Origin of the sequence: Pseudalkalibacillus berkeleyi, assembly GCF_021608225.1 — a bacterium.
In the GTDB taxonomy this organism is placed as follows: domain Bacteria; phylum Bacillota; class Bacilli; order Bacillales; family Fictibacillaceae; genus Pseudalkalibacillus; species Pseudalkalibacillus berkeleyi.
This window is the reverse complement of record NZ_JAKIJS010000001.1, coordinates 2,502,057-2,518,864: the sequence shown is the minus strand read 5'-3', so window position 1 is coordinate 2,518,864 and position 16,808 is coordinate 2,502,057. Positions and strand designations below refer to the sequence as shown.

The window sequence follows — 16,808 nt, the reverse complement described above, 5'->3', positions numbered from 1 at the left end:
AGAGTGAATGATGTGTCAAAACCGCTAGTATTTGAAAAACCAATGGGGATGCGGGACACGCTACCTCAATTATATGAATGCAAATTGAAAACGAAATCTGTGATGGAAACGACCGTGAGCCAATGGGGATATAGATTTATGCAAACACCGACGGTAGAGTACTACGATACCGTTGGAGAGGCTTCTGCTACATTAGATCAACAGCTCTTTAAGCTTCTTGATCAAGATGGGAAAACACTCGTTTTGCGACCGGACATGACGGCTCCAATCGCACGTGTTGCGGCTTCGAGCCTCAAAAACGGCGCACTTCCAATGCGACTTGCTTACGGCGCGAATGTATTCCGAGCACAACAACAAGAGGGTGGCCGTCCAGCTGAATTTGAACAGTTCGGCATTGAATTGATTGGAGACGGGACGACGAGTGCAGATGCAGAAGTGATCGCATTAATGATTGAAACGTTACAATCGGTAGGTTTGCACCAGTTCCAAGTGGCAGTCGGACACTTAGGTTATGTGGATGCGCTTTTTAAAGAGATACTAGGAACGAATGAGCGTACAGAAACGCTCAAACGTTTTTTATATGAAAAGAATTATGTTGGATACAGACAGCATGTGAAACAACTGCCGCTGTCATCCATTGATCAGAAGAGGTTGCTTGACTTTTTATTGTTAAGAGGTAGTGAAACGGGACTACAGCAGGCTGAAGAACTGATTTCATCGACGCGAGCATATGAAGCATTAGAAGAGTTGAAAGCGTTAAGTGAAGCGCTTGAAGTGTATGGTGTTAACGATTTGGTTTCACTCGATCTCACGCTTGTCAGTCACATGACGTACTATACGGGTGTCGTTTTCGAAGGTTATTCACCAAATCTCGGTTCTCCGATCAGTAATGGTGGTAGATACGATGATCTTCTTAAGAAATTTGAAATGGATGCAAAAGCGACCGGATTTGGTATCCATCTCGATTATTTAATGGAAGCACTTCAGCCTCAACAAGAGACCTCACCAACACAGTGTATTGTTTACTCAGAAAAACAGCGGAAACATGCTGTGGAGAATGCTCAACAACTCCGTGAAAAAGGTGAACGAGTCGTGTTGCAGGATATTAAAGGAATCGATTATTTAGATGGGTACACAGAACAATTTGCAAAAGTGACTTACTTTCTAGGGAAAGAGGAGGGGCGAGACGAATGACATCAACGATACTGACAATTGCTATGCCTAAGGGTCGAATCTTTGAAGAGGCCGTTCAAATGCTTAGGAATGCAGGTTATGACCTCCCACCTGAATTTGAGGATTCACGTAAATTGATTATTGATATTGAACAAGCGAATATGCGTTTCATCTTAGCAAAGCCTATGGATGTCCCAACGTATGTGGAGCATGGAGTTGCTGATGTTGGCATCGCTGGAAAAGACGTCATGCTAGAAGAAAAGCGAGACGTATATGAAGTACTTGATCTCGGTATATCTCGGTGTCATTTAGCTGTTGCAGGGCTACCGGGAATAGAACTTGATTCAGTTGCACCAAAAATAGCATCGAAATATCCAAACGTTGCTTCCAGTTATTTCAGAAGTCAAGGGAAGCAAGTTGAAATCATAAAGTTGAATGGCTCAATTGAATTAGCACCTATGATTGGTTTGGCTGATCGAATCGTAGATATTGTCTCGACAGGAAGAACACTTAAAGAAAATGGTCTCGTTGAAACGGAAAAAATTATGGATATCACATCAAGGTTTATTGTCAATCCAGTCAGTTACAGAGTGAAAGCTAAAGTCATTGATGACATGGTAGGACGATTGGAAAAAGTGATTGAAGGGAAGGAGGTCGTCCGATGAAAATTCAACAGCTGAAGGGCGCTCGCATTCGTAAGCAATTGAGTCAAGGGACTAACGAGCAGAGAGAGGCTGTCATCAGCATTCTTAATCAAGTAAAAGAACAAGGAGACACAGCACTGTTTGAGTTGACCGGAAAATTTGATGGTGCTCAATTGGACGACTTGAAAGTAACGGATGTTGAAATCGAAAAAGCTTACGCATCCCTTGATGTTGAAGTCATAGACGTCATAAGAGAAGCCGCAGCGAATATTAAAGCTTATCATAAAAAGCAGATCCAAGAATCTTGGATTACGACGAAAAAAGACGGAACGGTACTTGGACAAAAGGTGACGCCATTAGATTCGGTTGGCGTTTATGTGCCAGGTGGAACGGCGGCTTATCCGTCCTCTGTTTTGATGGGGACGATTCCAGCTAGTGTTGCAGGTGTTGAACGAATCGCCATTGCCACGCCACCGCGAGCGGATGGTTCAATCTCAGCGAGTGTACTCGTTGCAGCAAACGAAAGTGGTGTGAGTGAAATTTATAAAATCGGCGGCGCTCAAGCGGTCGGTGCTTTTACATTCGGAACTGAATCTGTAGCACCTGTCGATAAAATCGTAGGACCGGGGAACATATATGTCGCACTCGCTAAACGAGAAGTGTTTGGGATTGTTGGCATTGATATGATCGCAGGACCGAGTGAGATTATGATTTATGCAGATGAGACCGCAAAACCTGCATACTTGGCAGCTGACCTATTATCACAAGCGGAGCATGATCAAATGGCTACTTCGATACTTGTTACGACGTCCATTGAAGTTGCAGAAGAGACGTCTAAAGAAGTGATTCGTCAGCTGGAAAGCCTTCCTCGGAAGGAAATTGCTGAAGCTTCTATTATTAGTAACGGGGTTATTTATATTGCAAATACAGAAGAGGAAGCAATCAACGCCATCAATGAGGTTGCACCAGAGCATTTAGAAATCGTTGCGCACGAACCGTTTGAATTGCTTGGCCAAATCAAGCATGCAGGTGCTATTTTTCTAGGTAAAAATAGTTCAGAACCTGTCGGCGATTACTTTGCTGGACCGAACCATGTTCTGCCGACAAGCGGAACAGCACGCTTCTCGAGCCCACTTGGTGTTGATGATTTTATTAAAAAATCAAGCATCATTTCATATGGAACAGATGCGCTATATAATGATGGACGCAAAATTAGTAAACTAGCACGTTTAGAAGGCCTAGAAGCCCACGCTAGAGCAATTGATATCCGACTGGAGGAAGAATAGATCATGTCTGAACGCACATCATCGATCACTCGCAAAACGAATGAAACACAAATAGAATTGAATCTACAAATAGATGGACAAGGTCAGTCTGAAATCCATACGCCTGTTCCTTTTTTGAATCATATGCTCGACCTATGGACGCGCCATGGCCTGTTCGATTTAACTGTGAATGCAACAGGTGACACAGAAATTGACGATCACCATACGACTGAGGACATCGGTATTTGTTTAGGGCAAACGTTCCTTGATGCGCTTGGAGATAAACGTGGCATCAAGCGTTATGGCAGTGCGCTCGTTCCGATGGATGAAGCCCTCGCTCAGGTCGTTGTCGATTTGAGTAACCGGCCACATCTGGAGTGGAAAGTTGAGCTGCCTTCTGAAAGAGTCGGGAGATTCGATACAGAGCTTGTGCATGAGTTTTTATGGAAGTTTGCGTTAGAAGCGAGAATGAACCTGCACGTCATTGTTCATCATGGTTCGAATACCCATCACATCATAGAAGCGATTTTCAAAGCACTCGGACGTGCATTGGATGATGCCACGCAACTGGACCCACGAGTGACTGGCGTGCCATCAACGAAAGGAATGCTCTAAATGATTGGAATTATCGATTACGGAATGGGCAATTTGCACTCCGTACAAAATGCGCTTCGACGTCTAGGAGTGGACTACTTTTTATCGGAGAAAAAAGAAGAATTAGCTGCAGCAGATGCACTCCTTTTGCCAGGAGTTGGCGCATTTAAAGATGCCATGCACGCCCTAAAAGAAAACGGGATGGACACGTTTATCCGAGAATCTGTACAAGCTGGTAAGCCCTTACTCGGCATTTGCCTCGGTATGCAGCTCCTCTTTGAAGAAAGTGAAGAAAATGGACTGACAGATGGTTTGAATCTCTTGCCTGGTAGAGTTGTACGATTCCCCGGAATTGAATATAAAGTACCACATATGGGCTGGAACCAATTGATCGTCAAGCAGCCAGGTTCTCCTCTCCTTCAAAATTTGAGTTCAGATTACGTCTATTTCGTGCATTCTTATTTTGTAAAAACGGATGATCAGAACGTGTTGATCGCAACGTCAGATTATCATGAGGAAGTTCCTGCAATCGTTGGGAAAGATCATATCTTTGGCGCTCAATTTCACCCCGAAAAAAGCAGTACAGCAGGAGTGGAAATCTTGAAGAACTTCGCAAATTATGTCGAGAGGAGGAAGGCGGATGCGACCGTTTGAACTTTATCCTGCCATTGATATGCGTGGCGGTAAGTGTGTAAGACTTTTTCAAGGAGATTATGAACAAGAAACCGTCTATGGAGACTCCCCATTCGATATGGCAAAAATGTTTGCTGAACAAGGCGCGCGCTGGATTCATATGGTTGATCTCGATGGCGCAAAGTCTGCAGAAAAAGTGAATCATGAACATGTCCTCCGAGTGGCTACCGAACTAGATGTCCATGTACAGGTTGGCGGTGGCATACGCACAGAGGAGGATATTTCGTTTTACTTAGAAAACGGTGTGGACCGTGTGATACTTGGAAGTGTAGCCGTTAAAAACCCGGCGTTTACGAAGGATATGTTAAAGAAATATGGAGAGCGGATTGTGATTGGACTTGATGCTCGCGAAGGTTACGTGGCAACGGAAGGCTGGCTCGACAAATCTGAAGTGAAGGCGACAGACCTAGCTAAGGAGATGGCAGCGTCTGGAGCGAAACACTTTATTTTTACCGATATCGCTCGTGATGGGACACTTGAAGGTCCAAATACGGAAGCAATCGCAGAGCTTGCGAAAGTATCGGGTGCTGAAGTCATTGCATCAGGTGGCGTCAGCTCTTTGCAGGATTTAGAGATTTTATCAAATAGAATAAGCGATGGAATTGAAGGTGCAATCATCGGAAAAGCTCTCTACACTGAGCGATTCACACTTACAGATGCAATTAGGAAAGTAGGTCAATAGATGTTAACGAAACGAATTATACCTTGTTTAGATGTAAAAGATGGACGAGTCGTCAAGGGCATTCAGTTCGTCAATATCATCGACGCAGGTGACCCGGTTGAACTTGCCAAGCTTTACGATGAACAAGGTGCAGATGAGCTCGTATTCTTAGATATATCCGCCTCTAATGAAAAAAGGAATGTCATCATCGATGTTGTCAATCAGGTTGCAGCTGAACTCGCAATTCCTTTTACAGTCGGTGGCGGCATCAACTCGCTTGAAGACATCAAAAAAGTGTTGCGAGCAGGAGCGGACAAAGTGTCTCTCAATACAGCAGCAGTTAAAAATCCAGATTTAATTACACTCGGTGCGCAGTATTTCGGGTCACAATGTATCGTAGTTGCAATCGACGCTCGTTATGATGAATCGCTCGGTTCATGGAGAGTGTATACGAACGGTGGACAGCGCTCTACGGGTTGGGAAGTCATTGACTGGGCGAAGGAAGCTGTACGTCGTGGAGCAGGGGAAATTCTACTCACTAGCATGGATCGGGACGGTGAGAAATCCGGATTTCATATACAATTGACGAAAAAAGTACGCGATGCTGTTTCGGTGCCAGTCATCGCATCAGGCGGAGCAGGTTCCGCTGACCATTTTTACGAAGTGTTTACAGAAGCGGATGCGGATGCAGCATTAGCCGCGTCAATTTTTCACTATAAAGAAACATCAATTGAAGCTGTGAAAGATGAATTAAACAAGCAAGGGGTGAACGTACGATGAGGGTAAGTGATTTACGTTTCGATGAAAATGGGCTGATTCCTGCAGTTGTCCAGGATGCACAAAGTAAAGAGGTGTTGACGCTCGCTTATATGAATGAGGAGTCGTTACAACGTTCGCTCTCTTCTAAGGAAACATGGTTCTATAGCCGATCTAGACAAGAGCTTTGGCATAAGGGGGAGACTTCGGGTCATACACAGTCGATTGTTGATATTCGTTATGACTGTGATCAAGATGCACTCGTCGTACTCGTTCAACCGAAAGGTCCAGCATGTCATACAGGTACCTTTTCTTGTTTTAATGATTCCTTGTTGAATGAGAATAGGAAAGTGGAGTCTAATGATCGGTTCGCCATTCTTTCTCAGCTTGAAAAGTTGATCGCTGAACGCGAGCAGCTACGGCCAGAAGGTTCCTACACGACGTACCTTTTCAAAGAAGGCGTAGACAAGATTTTGAAAAAGGTTGGAGAAGAAGCGTCAGAGGTGATTATTGCAGCGAAAAACCGGGATCGCCAAGAGCTTTCATGGGAAACGGCTGACTTGCTCTATCATGTGCTCGTATTGCTGCAAGAACAAGCATTGCCACTTGATGAAGTCCTCTCAGTCTTAAAAGAACGACATACAGATCCGAGCGAAAAGGAGTAATCCTTTTCGTTTTTTTTTTTTTGAGAAATCGGATTGAGGTCTAGTCTGCATATAATCCGATTATCGCGCATATATCCAAATTATCGTGCATATATCTAGTTTATCGTGCATATATCTGGTTTATCGTGCATATATCCAAATTATCGTGCATATCTGATTTTTCTCGTGCATATACCGGTTATTCGACAGAACACTGAAGGAATTATGTGTTTAAATGAGGAATACATATTCAATATATGAAAGGAGTTGTATAGATTATAAAGGTGGAACGAACAAAGCCCATAAAAATGCTCCAAAATGAAGTGCTACTAAGACGTTTAGTTATGACCCATCCAAAAAGACCAGTAATTGAGGCGGATTTGTCGAAATTGAAGGCAGGATTTAAAGGTGAACAAACCTCTGACTATTATGTTAGTCTCTTACCGCAAAATATCTACCATTTACTTCCTGGACTAAGGCTGAAAGATGGAGATTTCTATTTTCAGATGGACTCAGTCATCATTACCTCCAAGTTGATTTTTGTATTAGAAGTAAAAAATATAGCTGGAACGATTTACTTTGATTTAAATAATGATCAAATGATCAGAACACTAGATGAAGTGGAGGAAGGGTTCCAAAATCCATATACTCAAGTCCAACTACAGAAAAAGCATCTTAAAAATTGGCTCCATCATCATAAATTCCCCGATATCCCCATTGAAACTTTAGTCGTTATTAGTCATCCTTCTACAATTTTAAAAAATACAGACCATAAGTTACAAAACCTCACTTATGCTTCTAACCTTCCATTTGAAATAGAATCAACATATCAAAAATATTACAATAAGATTCTTACAAAGAAGGATTATCTCAAGCTAAAAAACAAGCTGAAAAGATCCAATGAACCCTTGTTTTTAGATATTCTTAAGACTTATCAAATTAATAAAGCGGATATTTTAACTGGTGTCCACTGCCCAGAATGTAATTCCATTCCGATGTTACGTATAGCACGGCACTAGGAATGCGGTTTATGTAATTTCAAATCCAAAGATGCACACATAGATTCAATAAAAGACTATTCATTACTCTTTGGCTCTATCATTACCAATCAAACTTTACGTGAATTCATAAATCTTTCTTCTCGTTCAACTGCTACTCATATCCTCACTTCCATGAACCTCCCTCATACTGGAAATAATAAAGGACGTAAATATACCCTTCCTTTTTATAGGTAACTGAACTTTTTTGGTCCAACCAATAATTGTCAAGATTCAGTGTGTTCGAGGAGTAACCGCGTGTGTTATACTTTCGAAAGAGAGTACAGAGAACGGGTGATTACATTACAATGAAATTGAATCAAAGCGCTTCTCGCAATAAAGGGAAAGTGATCCCTTTTTCACGTAGCGGGGAGTATTATTTTCAACGAGGACTTAAGGCCTATCAGAAAAAGGATTTAGTGAAGGCGAAGCATTTGTTCCAAAGGGCAGTGGATGTCGATCCGAAAGAGGCGACTTATCTTTGCCAGCTTGCAGCCACATTAGCAGAACTTGGAGATTTTATGGAGTCAAACGACCTCTTAGAGTATGTCGTAAGTGAAATTGACGCAGAAATATCCGAGTGTTATTACTTTATGGCGAATAATTACGCTCACCTCGGCATGTTTCGTGAAGCTGAGAGTGAAGCGGTTAGATATATGGAAAATGAACCAGATGGTGAATTTTACGAGGAATCAGAGGAATTGCTTGATTTGATACATAGTGAATTTGGCGAGGACCTTGAAAATCGACCGACAGAAGAACGGTTGATCGTACATCATGAAAAAGCACGAAGAAGCTTGGAAAAAGGACAGTTTGAAGAAGCTCGTGACCTTTTGAAGCAAATGGTACAAAATCATCCTGAGTTTTGGGCGGCTTATAACAATTTGGCACTTGCTCACTTTTACTTAGGAGAATATAAGGATGCCTTTTCAGTGCTTGATGATATCTTGGATGAAAATCCAGGCAATCTTCATGCGCTTTGTAATGCTGCGCTCTTTTATAAACAGCTACAACAACAAAAGGAAACGGATCAATTTGTACGAATTCTTAGGGTCATCCATCCGATTATCCCTGAGCACCGTTACAAACTAGGGAGTACTTTTGCGTTGCTTGAAGAAAATGAGCTTGCCTTCCTATGGTTACATTCCGTTAGGAAACAAGGCTATGCTTGGAATGAGACGTATTTTCATTGGTTAGCTGTCGCTTCTTTAAAAACAGGAAGAAAGAAAGCAGCTGAATGGGCTTGGGAGAAAATTCTTGATTTACAGCCAGAAAGCACAGTGGCTAAGTATTATTTAGAAAAGTTGGAAGAATACGCACTCCAACCCGACTATGCTGAATATCAATATACTATACCGGTAAAAAGTTACCTTGAATCGGGCGAACTTACAGATGGGATTCAAAAACTTAGAGGAACGATTCACAAAAATAAACTCTCGCATTTGCTTTTAATACGTAAGTCGATGGAAGAAGAGGATTCTGCCACATTAGAAGCATTTTGTGGTGAGATAGATGAATCCTTATTGATGAAAGAGCTAGCTGCCACCGTTTTGTTTGAAAATGGGTATGAACAAGTTGAAATTCAGGAAGATTCGGGAATCGTTCGTTTAGAGGAACCTCCAGTAGAGATGATCAATGGGCTGAAGATTTTGGATCTACTACTCGGAAGTGATAATGAACTTAACGCAGATACTGCATTTCTCTGGTATTTGATTATGGAAGAATCGAAGAACGAGCTTTCGATATCCCTGAACAACAACTATGCATGGTCAGCTGCAATTGATTATTTTGTTGACAAATTAGGTGACAAGAACACTTCACAGAAGCAGGTTGCGTCTCAATATGGGATCTCCGTTTCCACTTTAGGTAAGTATGTGAAAATTTTACGTAGCCTGTATGAAAAACAAAGTGAGACGTATTTCAGCGAGTGAGGTCAGTTAAGTGATTGTAATTTATCTTACAAGAATGCTTTCCCTGAGCATTTTGTTAGACGGATGCCCACTCGATTTTATACGATACTAATAAGATAACAATAATAGTTAAAACTAAGACTACTTTGTTTGTCGCACATTATGAATGATAACTTTTTAACATGGAGTTATTCTGCGTGGTTAAAAAGTTTACGTATTAAGTATAAGTGCAACTAAGGCTCAGCCTTGCCAAAGGCTTTGCTTTGCCAAGTTTTCTTTAACGTAAAGGAGTGGAGAGTATGTCTGAAGAAAAAATTTATGATGTGATTATTGCAGGCGCGGGTCCAGCTGGATTAACGGCTGCTGTATATACTTCACGTGCTAACTTAAGCACATTAATGATCGAACGTGGTATTCCAGGTGGACAAATGGCGAATACCGAAGATGTGGAGAACTATCCTGGCTATGACCATATCCTCGGTCCTGACCTTTCCAACAAAATGTTTGAGCACGCGAAAAAGTTCGGTGCTGAATACGCGTATGGCGATGTGAAGGAAATCGTTGATGGTGAAGAGTATAAAACAGTCATCGCAGGTGGCGGAAAAGAATACAAAGCCCGTTCCATTATTGTCGGAACTGGTGCTGAGTATAAAAAGCTTGGTGTACCTGGTGAGAAAGAATTGAGTGGTCGCGGTGTATCTTATTGTGCCGTATGTGACGGCGCGTTCTTTAAAGGAAAAGAACTCGTTGTTGTAGGTGGGGGAGACTCAGCAGTGGAGGAAGGTGTATACCTGACTCGCTTCGCTTCTAAAGTGACGATCGTTCATCGTCGCGATCAACTGCGCGCACAAAAGATTTTACAAGACCGTGCATTCGATAATGACAAAATTGAATTTATTTGGAACCATACCGTTAAAGAAATTAATGCTGAGAACAATAAGGTCGGTAGTGTGACACTTGTAAGCACTGAAGATGGTAAAGAACGTGAATTCAAAACGGATGGTGCATTTATTTACATCGGAATGCTTCCATTGAACCAAGCTGTTAAAGATCTAGGCATAACGAACGAAAACGGTTATGTTGAAACGAATTCAGAAATGGAAACGAAAATCCCTGGGATCTTTGCTGCAGGAGATATCCGTGAGAAAACACTACGCCAAATCGTTACAGCTACAGGTGATGGCAGTATTGCTGCACAAAGTGCCCAGCATTATGTTGAATCCTTAATGGAAAAGTTGAGCGTTAATTCTTAATCGAAAATGCTCTTAAATGCGTTAATTGGATAAAACGTAATTCTGTTTTAACCCAACTGTAACAACTGTGAAACAATTGTGGGGTACTATAAAGTTAAGAAATTGACCCCCTTTTAATAAATTTCTTATTTTGTGCACGGGACATTGGTTCCGTGCTCTTTTTTTGCGCTCTAAAATTGTTTGTTACTTCGGAAATTAACTCCCTTTCCGCGGCTTAAATAAGCGGAAGCGACCTGATTAGTCACGAAGGTCACAGGAAGTCTGAAGTGATCCAAGTGACTGGGAGCTGAGCTAGACATCACTTCCTCGGTCTTACTTGGATCGCTTTTCCAACAGGACAAGGAACGCATCGACAGCGTTACATCGCACGAAGAAAATGTGAGTTTCATCTTCGAGGAGTGGTTAGTCCACAACTAAACATTTGATAAGAACATGCCTTTTTTACATAGACTAAGTGAAATTACAGGTAAGCGTTCAAACATAGGATGTAGTATAATATGAGAAAGAGGTGAGTGAATTGCAACGTGTAGCGAATTGTGTGCTCGAGAAGGATAATCAAATCTTAGTGCTACAAAAACCTCGTCGTGGTTGGTGGGTAGCACCTGGTGGCAAAATGGAGTCTGAAGAGACGATTAAAGATGCGGTTATTCGAGAGTACCGAGAAGAAACAGGACTCTATTTGTTGAATCCGAAGTTAAAAGGTGTTTTTAATTTTATCATTAAAGAAGAGGAACAAATTGTTCAAGAGTGGATGATGTTCACCTTCTATGCGACAGATTGTGAAGGTGAAGTCCTAGATGAGTCGGAGGAAGGTAAGTTATCCTGGAAACCAAAGGATGAGGTCACTTCCTTGCCAATGGCGCCTGGTGACCATCACATTCTAGATTACATGATTAACGGTGGTGGCATGATTATCGGAACATTCACTTACACCCCAGATTTCAAGCTACTTAGTTATCGATTAGATCCATCATAAAACAAAAGAGTGTCTTGATCATACTGATGGACACGATTCATACGATACAGAAGATGACCCAAGAGGAAAGGCGGGATTCCTAATGGAACAACGGCAGCATGAATTTCAAATGGTTATAATTACAGGAATGTCTGGCGCAGGAAAAACAGTTGCGATGCAAAGTTTTGAGGACTTAGGTTATTTCTGTGTCGATAACTTACCACCTGCACTGCTTCCGAAGTTTGTTGAACTTATGGATGATTCGACTGGGAAACTGACGAAGGTCGCACTCGTTATGGACTTGAGAGGGCGAGAATTTTTTGATCAGTTATTTGCAACCATTGATGCAATGGCAGATAACGAAAAAATCAAACCACAAATTCTATTTCTAGATGCCCAAGATTCTAAACTTGTCCAACGGTACAAAGAGACGCGTCGCTCACATCCACTCGCACCAAACGGGTTACCACTTGAGGGGATTAAGAATGAGCGTGAATTGCTAGAAGAGCTGAAAGGTCGAGCGCAGAAAATCCTCGATACGACAAATATGAAACCAAAAGAGTTACGGGAAAATATCATTGAACGATACTCCATCAATGAGTCACATCCTTTTACCGTCAACATCCTTTCGTTCGGCTTCAAATACGGGATGCCGATTGATGCTGACTTAGTTTTTGATGTCCGATTTTTACCGAATCCACATTACATTGAGCATATGCGCCCGAAGACAGGTCTTGAAGAAGAGGTTTCATCATATGTCCTTAAATGGTCGGAAACGCAGAAATTCCTTGAAAAGCTGACAGGCTTACTTGATTTCATTATCCCTCATTATAAAAGAGAAGGGAAAAGCCAACTTGTTATTGCAGTTGGGTGTACCGGCGGAAAGCATCGCTCTGTTACTTTGGCTGAGCATTTAAAGGGGTACCTTGGAAAAGACTATCGCGTTAATAGCAGCCACCGCGATATCAAAAAAGACAAAAACCGGAAAATAGAAGTTGAATCGAAATCCTAAGATTGTCGTCTTTGGTGGTGGAACGGGTTTATCTGTACTGTTAAGGGGGCTTAAAAAGTTCCCTGTTGATATTACAGCAATTGTAACGGTAGCAGATGATGGAGGAAGTTCAGGGAGATTAAGAGAAGAGTTGGATATCATACCGCCAGGCGATATTCGCAACGTATTGGCTGCTCTTTCAGAGGTCGAACCTCTTGTTGAACAACTTTTCCAACACCGATTTACAAATGGTAGTGGACTGTCGGGACATTCTTTAGGTAATTTGCTGTTGGCTGCAATGTCTGATATCACTGGAAACTTCGTGACAGGAATCCGAGAATTGTCTAAGGTTCTGAATGTTCGGGGGAAAGTATTACCTGCATCAGACCACAGAGTTATACTTAATGCTCAGTTTAATGATGGATCGATCATTTCTGGGGAATCGAAAATCCCTCATACCGGAAAAAAGATTGTCCGAGTGTTTTTAACGCCAGATACAGTCAAGCCTCTAGATGAAAGTTTAAGAGCGATTCGGGACGCTGATCTGATTGTCATCGGACCAGGAAGTCTTTATACGAGTATACTACCTAGTTTACTTGTGCCAGGTATGCCCGAAGAGATCAAAAAATCATCAGCACGAAAAGTTTATTTATGTAACGTCATGACCCAACCTGGTGAAACGGACCATTTTACAGCATCTGATCATGTCAATATTCTCGTTGCTCATACAGGCCAACAGATAATTGATACAATAATTGTCAATAATGAAAATGTAGAGAAAGAATTGTTAAATAAATACGCGACTGAAGGTGGAGAACCTGTCATATATGATGAAACGAGGTTGAAATCCTTTGGGTTTGAAGTCATCAGTGATAAAATAGTGCAATATCATGATTCTCTCATACGACATGATGCAAAGCGTGTTTCAGAAATCATATTAGAACTAGTATCTCAATAAACCCCGATGCAAGATTGGGTGAGGGGGTGTAATAGTGTCGTTTGCATCCGATACGAAGAAAGAACTTACTAAGTTAGAATTGAAAAATTGTTGCTCAAAGGCCGAGCTTTCGGCGTTGATTCGAATGAACGGGTCCATTTCTCTAGCCAATCGAGAGATCATTCTCGATATACCAACTGAAAATGCGGCAATCGCAAGAAGAATTTATACCTTGATTAAACAGCTGTATGGATATCCTGCTGAGTTACTCGTGCGAAAGAAAATGAGGCTTAAGAAGAACAACGTCTATATCGTGCGTATAAAAAATGATTCAAGAGCACTCTTAAGAGAATTAGATATCATAGATGATCTCTTTTCCTTTAAACGTGATGTTTCCGAAGCGATTACGAAGAAAAGCTGTTGTAAACGATCCTACCTGAGAGGTGCATTCTTAGCTGGTGGTTCATTGAATCATCCTGAGTCCGCCTATCATCTAGAAATCTTTTCGATGTATGAAGAACATTCACAATCACTTCTTTCATTAATTAATTCTTTCGGGCTAAATGCTAAAATGTTAGAACGAAAGAAAGGATTCGTCATCTACATGAAAGAAGGAGAAAAGATCTCAGAATTTTTAACTTTAATTGGTGCGCATAATGCCCTTTTACAATTCGAAGATGTGCGTATTATGAAGGATATGAGAAATTCGGTTAATCGACTTGTGAACTGTGAGACCGCCAATTTAAATAAAACGGTTGGCGCATCTATGAGACAAGTTGAAAACATTAAGCTGATTGATAGAGAGATGGGACTAGAAACGTTACCTGATAAACTAAGGGAAATTGCTGAGCTGCGGGTGAAGTATCAAGATGTTACCTTGCAGGAACTTGGTGATCTTGTTTCGACGGGACCGATCAGTAAATCTGGAATCAATCACCGACTACGGAAGCTTGATGAATTAGCGAATAAAATACGCCTGGGTCAATCATAACCACAGGCGTATTTCTTTCCTAGCAGAAGAGAACGCTTACATTTACCAGCAATAATATCTTTACATGAATAAGCAGTCTACGAAATATATATTGAATATAGAAAAGCACAAGGAGGAATGATCCATTGTTGGAAAAGGAATTGAAAGTTGAACTGAAATCCGGATTGCAAGCTAGACCTGCAGCATTATTTGTTCAAGAAGCGAATCGGTTCAATTCGGACGTTTTCTTAGAGAAAGATGGTAAGAAGGTAAACGCAAAAAGTATAATGGGAATTATGAGTCTTGCGATTGCCTCTGGGGCAACCGTTACGATTATGACAGATGGTAAAGATGAAGAAGAAGCGCTTCAAGCACTAGAAAGCTTCGTTGCAAGAGCAGAATAATACATAAGTACTGTCCGAATGATGGATGGTACTTTTTACTTCTTTTTACAAAGGCCAAAGATGACGATTTAGTAGGATACGCCTTTTAATTTCGGGTGGTACAATATGTAAAAGCAAACGATTGAGGTGATTTTACAGTGTACCAAGCTTCTAACAGGAGAGATTTTGATCGAGTCGCATTTGCAAAGCCCATTCAAACATCGATTAAACTCTTGACGCCTTATGATGATGTCCGATCGACTGATCCTGAGGAAATTGTTGTACTCGATATGAGTGCAGGGGGACTCCGTTTTGTGAGTAAAGCAGAATTCAAAGTCCACTACCTTGCCATCTATAAGATTGATGTTGTGATATCGGATAAAGAAGTAACTCTTTATGGAAAAATAATTCGAAAGAAAAAGCTCCCTCAAGAATTCTTTGAATATGGCTTCAAGTTCAACTATGACGTTAAAGATCAGAAGAAGTTTCGAATTACATACGAATGAACAAATCATCAGTCAGGCTGGTGATTTTTTTATTTTAAAACACTTACTTATTGTAAGTTTAGTGAAATATGATATAGTAAAGTTATAACTATAAAAAAGTAAGTGCTCAGGGGAGGTACATGATGACCTATCATCGATTGTCGAATCCATATGTAGATCGAATTCATCTAATTGTTTCTAATTTAAAGCATTCACTCTCATTTTATAAAAATATTTTAGGCTTTAAAGAATTGGAGAAGAACGGAAATATCGTCGTATTAACGGCAGATGGAAAACATCCGCTTGTAACCTTGGAGGAAGTGGATACCGCTCAACCTAAACAACGTAACCGCACAGGATTGTTCCATTTTGCTATCTTATTACCAACTCGAAAAGATCTAGGGAACTTTATTAATCATGTGAAAACTGTCAACCATCCTATTCAAGGTGGTTCAGATCATTTGTTTAGTGAAGCGCTCTATTTGGCTGACCCAGATGGTCATGGCATAGAAGTGTATCGAGATTTACCATCTGAACAATGGACTTGGCAGAATGGAGAATTGCCACTTGCAAGTGATCCAATTGACATAGAAGGGGTACTAGAAGAGGCAGATGGTCAATGGGATGGCCTGCCTTCAGAAACAGTTTTGGGACACATCCATTTACATGTACACGACTTAGAAGCAGCCAAGGACTTTTACGTTAATGGGCTAGGGTTTGACATTACGATTCCGATAAGACAACAAGCTTTGTTCGTTTCTACTGGAGGATATCACCACCACATTGGTTTGAACACATGGAATGGAAAAGGTATTGCCCCACCAGACGAAAGCAGTATGAGAATGAAATCATATTCCATTACATATGCCACCGAACAAGAAAGGGATCACGTAATTAGTCAGTTGAATGAATTAGGTTATGATGTGGTTATTTCGAATGATCGAGTGTTGACAAAGGATCCGTCAGGAAACAGCATTCAACTTTCGACTCATAATGGCAGTTAAAAGAATAAAGAAGGCTATATCTCAAGTGTGTTCTGAACAGTATTTGAGATATAGCCCTTTTATTATTTTTTAATAAATGGGTTGACGTTTTGAAAATTAGTGTGTATATTAACTTTAACACTTAAAAGCGTCTAAGCGTTTAAGTATAAATAAAAAAATAAATATAAAAGTCTTTGCAAAAGCAGTAGCACTACGATGAGCAGCAAATAGAGACTGGACGGTAGGTGAAAGTTCAGGCAGTCGTCATTGCGAATTACATTGCAGTATTTTATAGACTTTCTCATTTGAGTGGATGAACAAAATATTGTTCATCAATCAGGGTGGTACCGCGGAAACTTTTCGTCCCTAGTTGGATGGAAGGTTTTTTATTTTATTAGCTCTGTTAAAGACTGTTGTTGATTTTGAACAGCTTCAGGTGGACGCTTTCCGCGGGCAACGCTTCAGTCTCCTCAC

18 protein-coding genes are annotated in these 16,808 nt (G+C 41.1%); all 18 read left to right on the top strand.

All coding sequences use genetic code 11. The features are described from left to right. Positions 1-12: 12 nt before the first annotated feature. The 18 genes from L2716_RS13235 (at position 13) to L2716_RS13150 (ending at position 16,355) form a co-directional block, all read left to right on the top strand. A complete protein-coding gene (locus L2716_RS13235; RefSeq protein ID WP_329610135.1) occupies positions 13-1,194 on the top strand; it encodes an ATP phosphoribosyltransferase regulatory subunit in 1,182 nt (393 codons plus the stop codon). After that, positions 1,191-1,838 (top strand): ATP phosphoribosyltransferase, encoded by a 648-nt coding sequence (gene hisG, locus L2716_RS13230; protein WP_236336273.1) that lies wholly within the window; start codon positions 1,191-1,193, stop codon positions 1,836-1,838. The genes L2716_RS13235 and hisG overlap by 4 nt, the downstream gene beginning before the upstream one ends. Next, on the top strand, positions 1,835-3,103 hold the full coding sequence (gene hisD / locus L2716_RS13225) for a histidinol dehydrogenase (protein ID WP_236336257.1): 1,269 nt from the start codon (positions 1,835-1,837) through the stop codon (positions 3,101-3,103). Before hisG ends, hisD begins: the two co-directional genes overlap by 4 nt. Before the next feature lie 3 nt (positions 3,104-3,106). Continuing rightward, a complete protein-coding gene (hisB, locus tag L2716_RS13220; RefSeq protein ID WP_236336251.1) occupies positions 3,107-3,697 on the top strand; it encodes an imidazoleglycerol-phosphate dehydratase HisB in 591 nt (196 codons plus the stop codon). After that, entirely contained in the window at positions 3,698-4,330 is a 633-nt protein-coding gene (hisH, locus tag L2716_RS13215) for an imidazole glycerol phosphate synthase subunit HisH (RefSeq protein ID WP_236336249.1), read from the top strand. After that, positions 4,317-5,051 carry a 1-(5-phosphoribosyl)-5-[(5-phosphoribosylamino)methylideneamino]imidazole-4-carboxamide isomerase gene (gene hisA, locus L2716_RS13210; protein WP_236336247.1) on the top strand — a complete coding sequence of 245 codons (735 nt, stop codon included), beginning with the start codon at positions 4,317-4,319 and terminating at the stop codon, positions 5,049-5,051. The genes hisH and hisA overlap by 14 nt, the downstream gene beginning before the upstream one ends. After that, positions 5,052-5,810 carry an imidazole glycerol phosphate synthase subunit HisF gene (gene hisF, locus L2716_RS13205; RefSeq protein ID WP_236336238.1) on the top strand — a complete coding sequence of 253 codons (759 nt, stop codon included), beginning with the start codon at positions 5,052-5,054 and terminating at the stop codon, positions 5,808-5,810. It begins immediately after the preceding gene. Then, positions 5,807-6,451 carry a bifunctional phosphoribosyl-AMP cyclohydrolase/phosphoribosyl-ATP diphosphatase HisIE gene (gene hisIE, locus L2716_RS13200; protein ID WP_236336229.1) on the top strand — a complete coding sequence of 215 codons (645 nt, stop codon included), beginning with the start codon at positions 5,807-5,809 and terminating at the stop codon, positions 6,449-6,451. Before hisF ends, hisIE begins: the two co-directional genes overlap by 4 nt. Before the next feature lie 263 nt (positions 6,452-6,714). Further along, positions 6,715-7,449: a nuclease-related domain-containing protein gene (locus L2716_RS13195; protein ID WP_236336216.1), complete on the top strand. Its 735-nt coding sequence runs from the start codon at positions 6,715-6,717 to the stop codon at positions 7,447-7,449. 278 nt (positions 7,450-7,727) lie between these two features. Continuing rightward, entirely contained in the window at positions 7,728-9,398 is a 1,671-nt protein-coding gene (locus L2716_RS13190; protein ID WP_236336206.1) for a tetratricopeptide repeat protein, read from the top strand. 278 nt (positions 9,399-9,676) lie between these two features. Continuing rightward, positions 9,677-10,630 carry a thioredoxin-disulfide reductase gene (gene trxB / locus L2716_RS13185; RefSeq protein ID WP_236336204.1) on the top strand — a complete coding sequence of 318 codons (954 nt, stop codon included), beginning with the start codon at positions 9,677-9,679 and terminating at the stop codon, positions 10,628-10,630. Positions 10,631-11,147: 517 nt separating this feature from the next. Further along, complete coding sequence (locus L2716_RS13180; protein ID WP_236336202.1) at positions 11,148-11,606, top strand: 8-oxo-dGTP diphosphatase; 459 nt, start codon at positions 11,148-11,150, stop codon at positions 11,604-11,606. Positions 11,607-11,688: 82 nt separating this feature from the next. Further along, on the top strand, positions 11,689-12,597 hold the full coding sequence (gene rapZ / locus L2716_RS13175) for an RNase adapter RapZ (protein WP_236336200.1): 909 nt from the start codon (positions 11,689-11,691) through the stop codon (positions 12,595-12,597). Beyond that, positions 12,581-13,534, top strand: a complete 954-nt coding sequence (locus L2716_RS13170; RefSeq protein WP_236336199.1) for a gluconeogenesis factor YvcK family protein — start codon at positions 12,581-12,583, stop codon at positions 13,532-13,534. The genes rapZ and L2716_RS13170 overlap by 17 nt, the downstream gene beginning before the upstream one ends. A 34-nt stretch (positions 13,535-13,568) precedes the next feature. Then, positions 13,569-14,504, top strand: coding sequence for a DNA-binding protein WhiA (gene whiA / locus L2716_RS13165; RefSeq protein WP_236336197.1), 936 nt, complete (start codon positions 13,569-13,571; stop codon positions 14,502-14,504). Between the two features lie 125 nt (positions 14,505-14,629). Further along, positions 14,630-14,887 (top strand): HPr family phosphocarrier protein, encoded by a 258-nt coding sequence (locus L2716_RS13160; RefSeq protein WP_329610121.1) that lies wholly within the window; start codon positions 14,630-14,632, stop codon positions 14,885-14,887. A gap of 137 nt (positions 14,888-15,024) precedes the next feature. Further along, on the top strand, positions 15,025-15,372 hold the full coding sequence (locus L2716_RS13155) for a PilZ domain-containing protein (RefSeq protein ID WP_236336188.1): 348 nt from the start codon (positions 15,025-15,027) through the stop codon (positions 15,370-15,372). 122 nt (positions 15,373-15,494) lie between these two features. Further along, complete coding sequence (locus L2716_RS13150; RefSeq protein WP_236336186.1) at positions 15,495-16,355, top strand: VOC family protein; 861 nt, start codon at positions 15,495-15,497, stop codon at positions 16,353-16,355. Positions 16,356-16,808 lie beyond the last annotated feature (453 nt).

Bases quoted from the DNA above. Each gene is read 5' to 3' on its own strand.
- hisG (WP_236336273.1), top strand. From the start codon at position 1,191: ATGACATCAACGATACTGACAATTGCTATGCCTAAGGGTCGAATCTTT.
- hisD (WP_236336257.1), top strand. From the start codon at position 1,835: ATGAAAATTCAACAGCTGAAGGGCGCTCGCATTCGTAAGCAATTGAGT.
- hisB (WP_236336251.1), top strand. From the start codon at position 3,107: ATGTCTGAACGCACATCATCGATCACTCGCAAAACGAATGAAACACAA.
- hisH (WP_236336249.1), top strand. From the start codon at position 3,698: ATGATTGGAATTATCGATTACGGAATGGGCAATTTGCACTCCGTACAA.
- hisA (WP_236336247.1), top strand. From the start codon at position 4,317: ATGCGACCGTTTGAACTTTATCCTGCCATTGATATGCGTGGCGGTAAG.
- hisF (WP_236336238.1), top strand. From the start codon at position 5,052: ATGTTAACGAAACGAATTATACCTTGTTTAGATGTAAAAGATGGACGA.
- hisIE (WP_236336229.1), top strand. From the start codon at position 5,807: ATGAGGGTAAGTGATTTACGTTTCGATGAAAATGGGCTGATTCCTGCA.
- trxB (WP_236336204.1), top strand. From the start codon at position 9,677: ATGTCTGAAGAAAAAATTTATGATGTGATTATTGCAGGCGCGGGTCCA.
- rapZ (WP_236336200.1), top strand. From the start codon at position 11,689: ATGGAACAACGGCAGCATGAATTTCAAATGGTTATAATTACAGGAATG.
- L2716_RS13150 (WP_236336186.1), top strand. From the start codon at position 15,495: ATGACCTATCATCGATTGTCGAATCCATATGTAGATCGAATTCATCTA.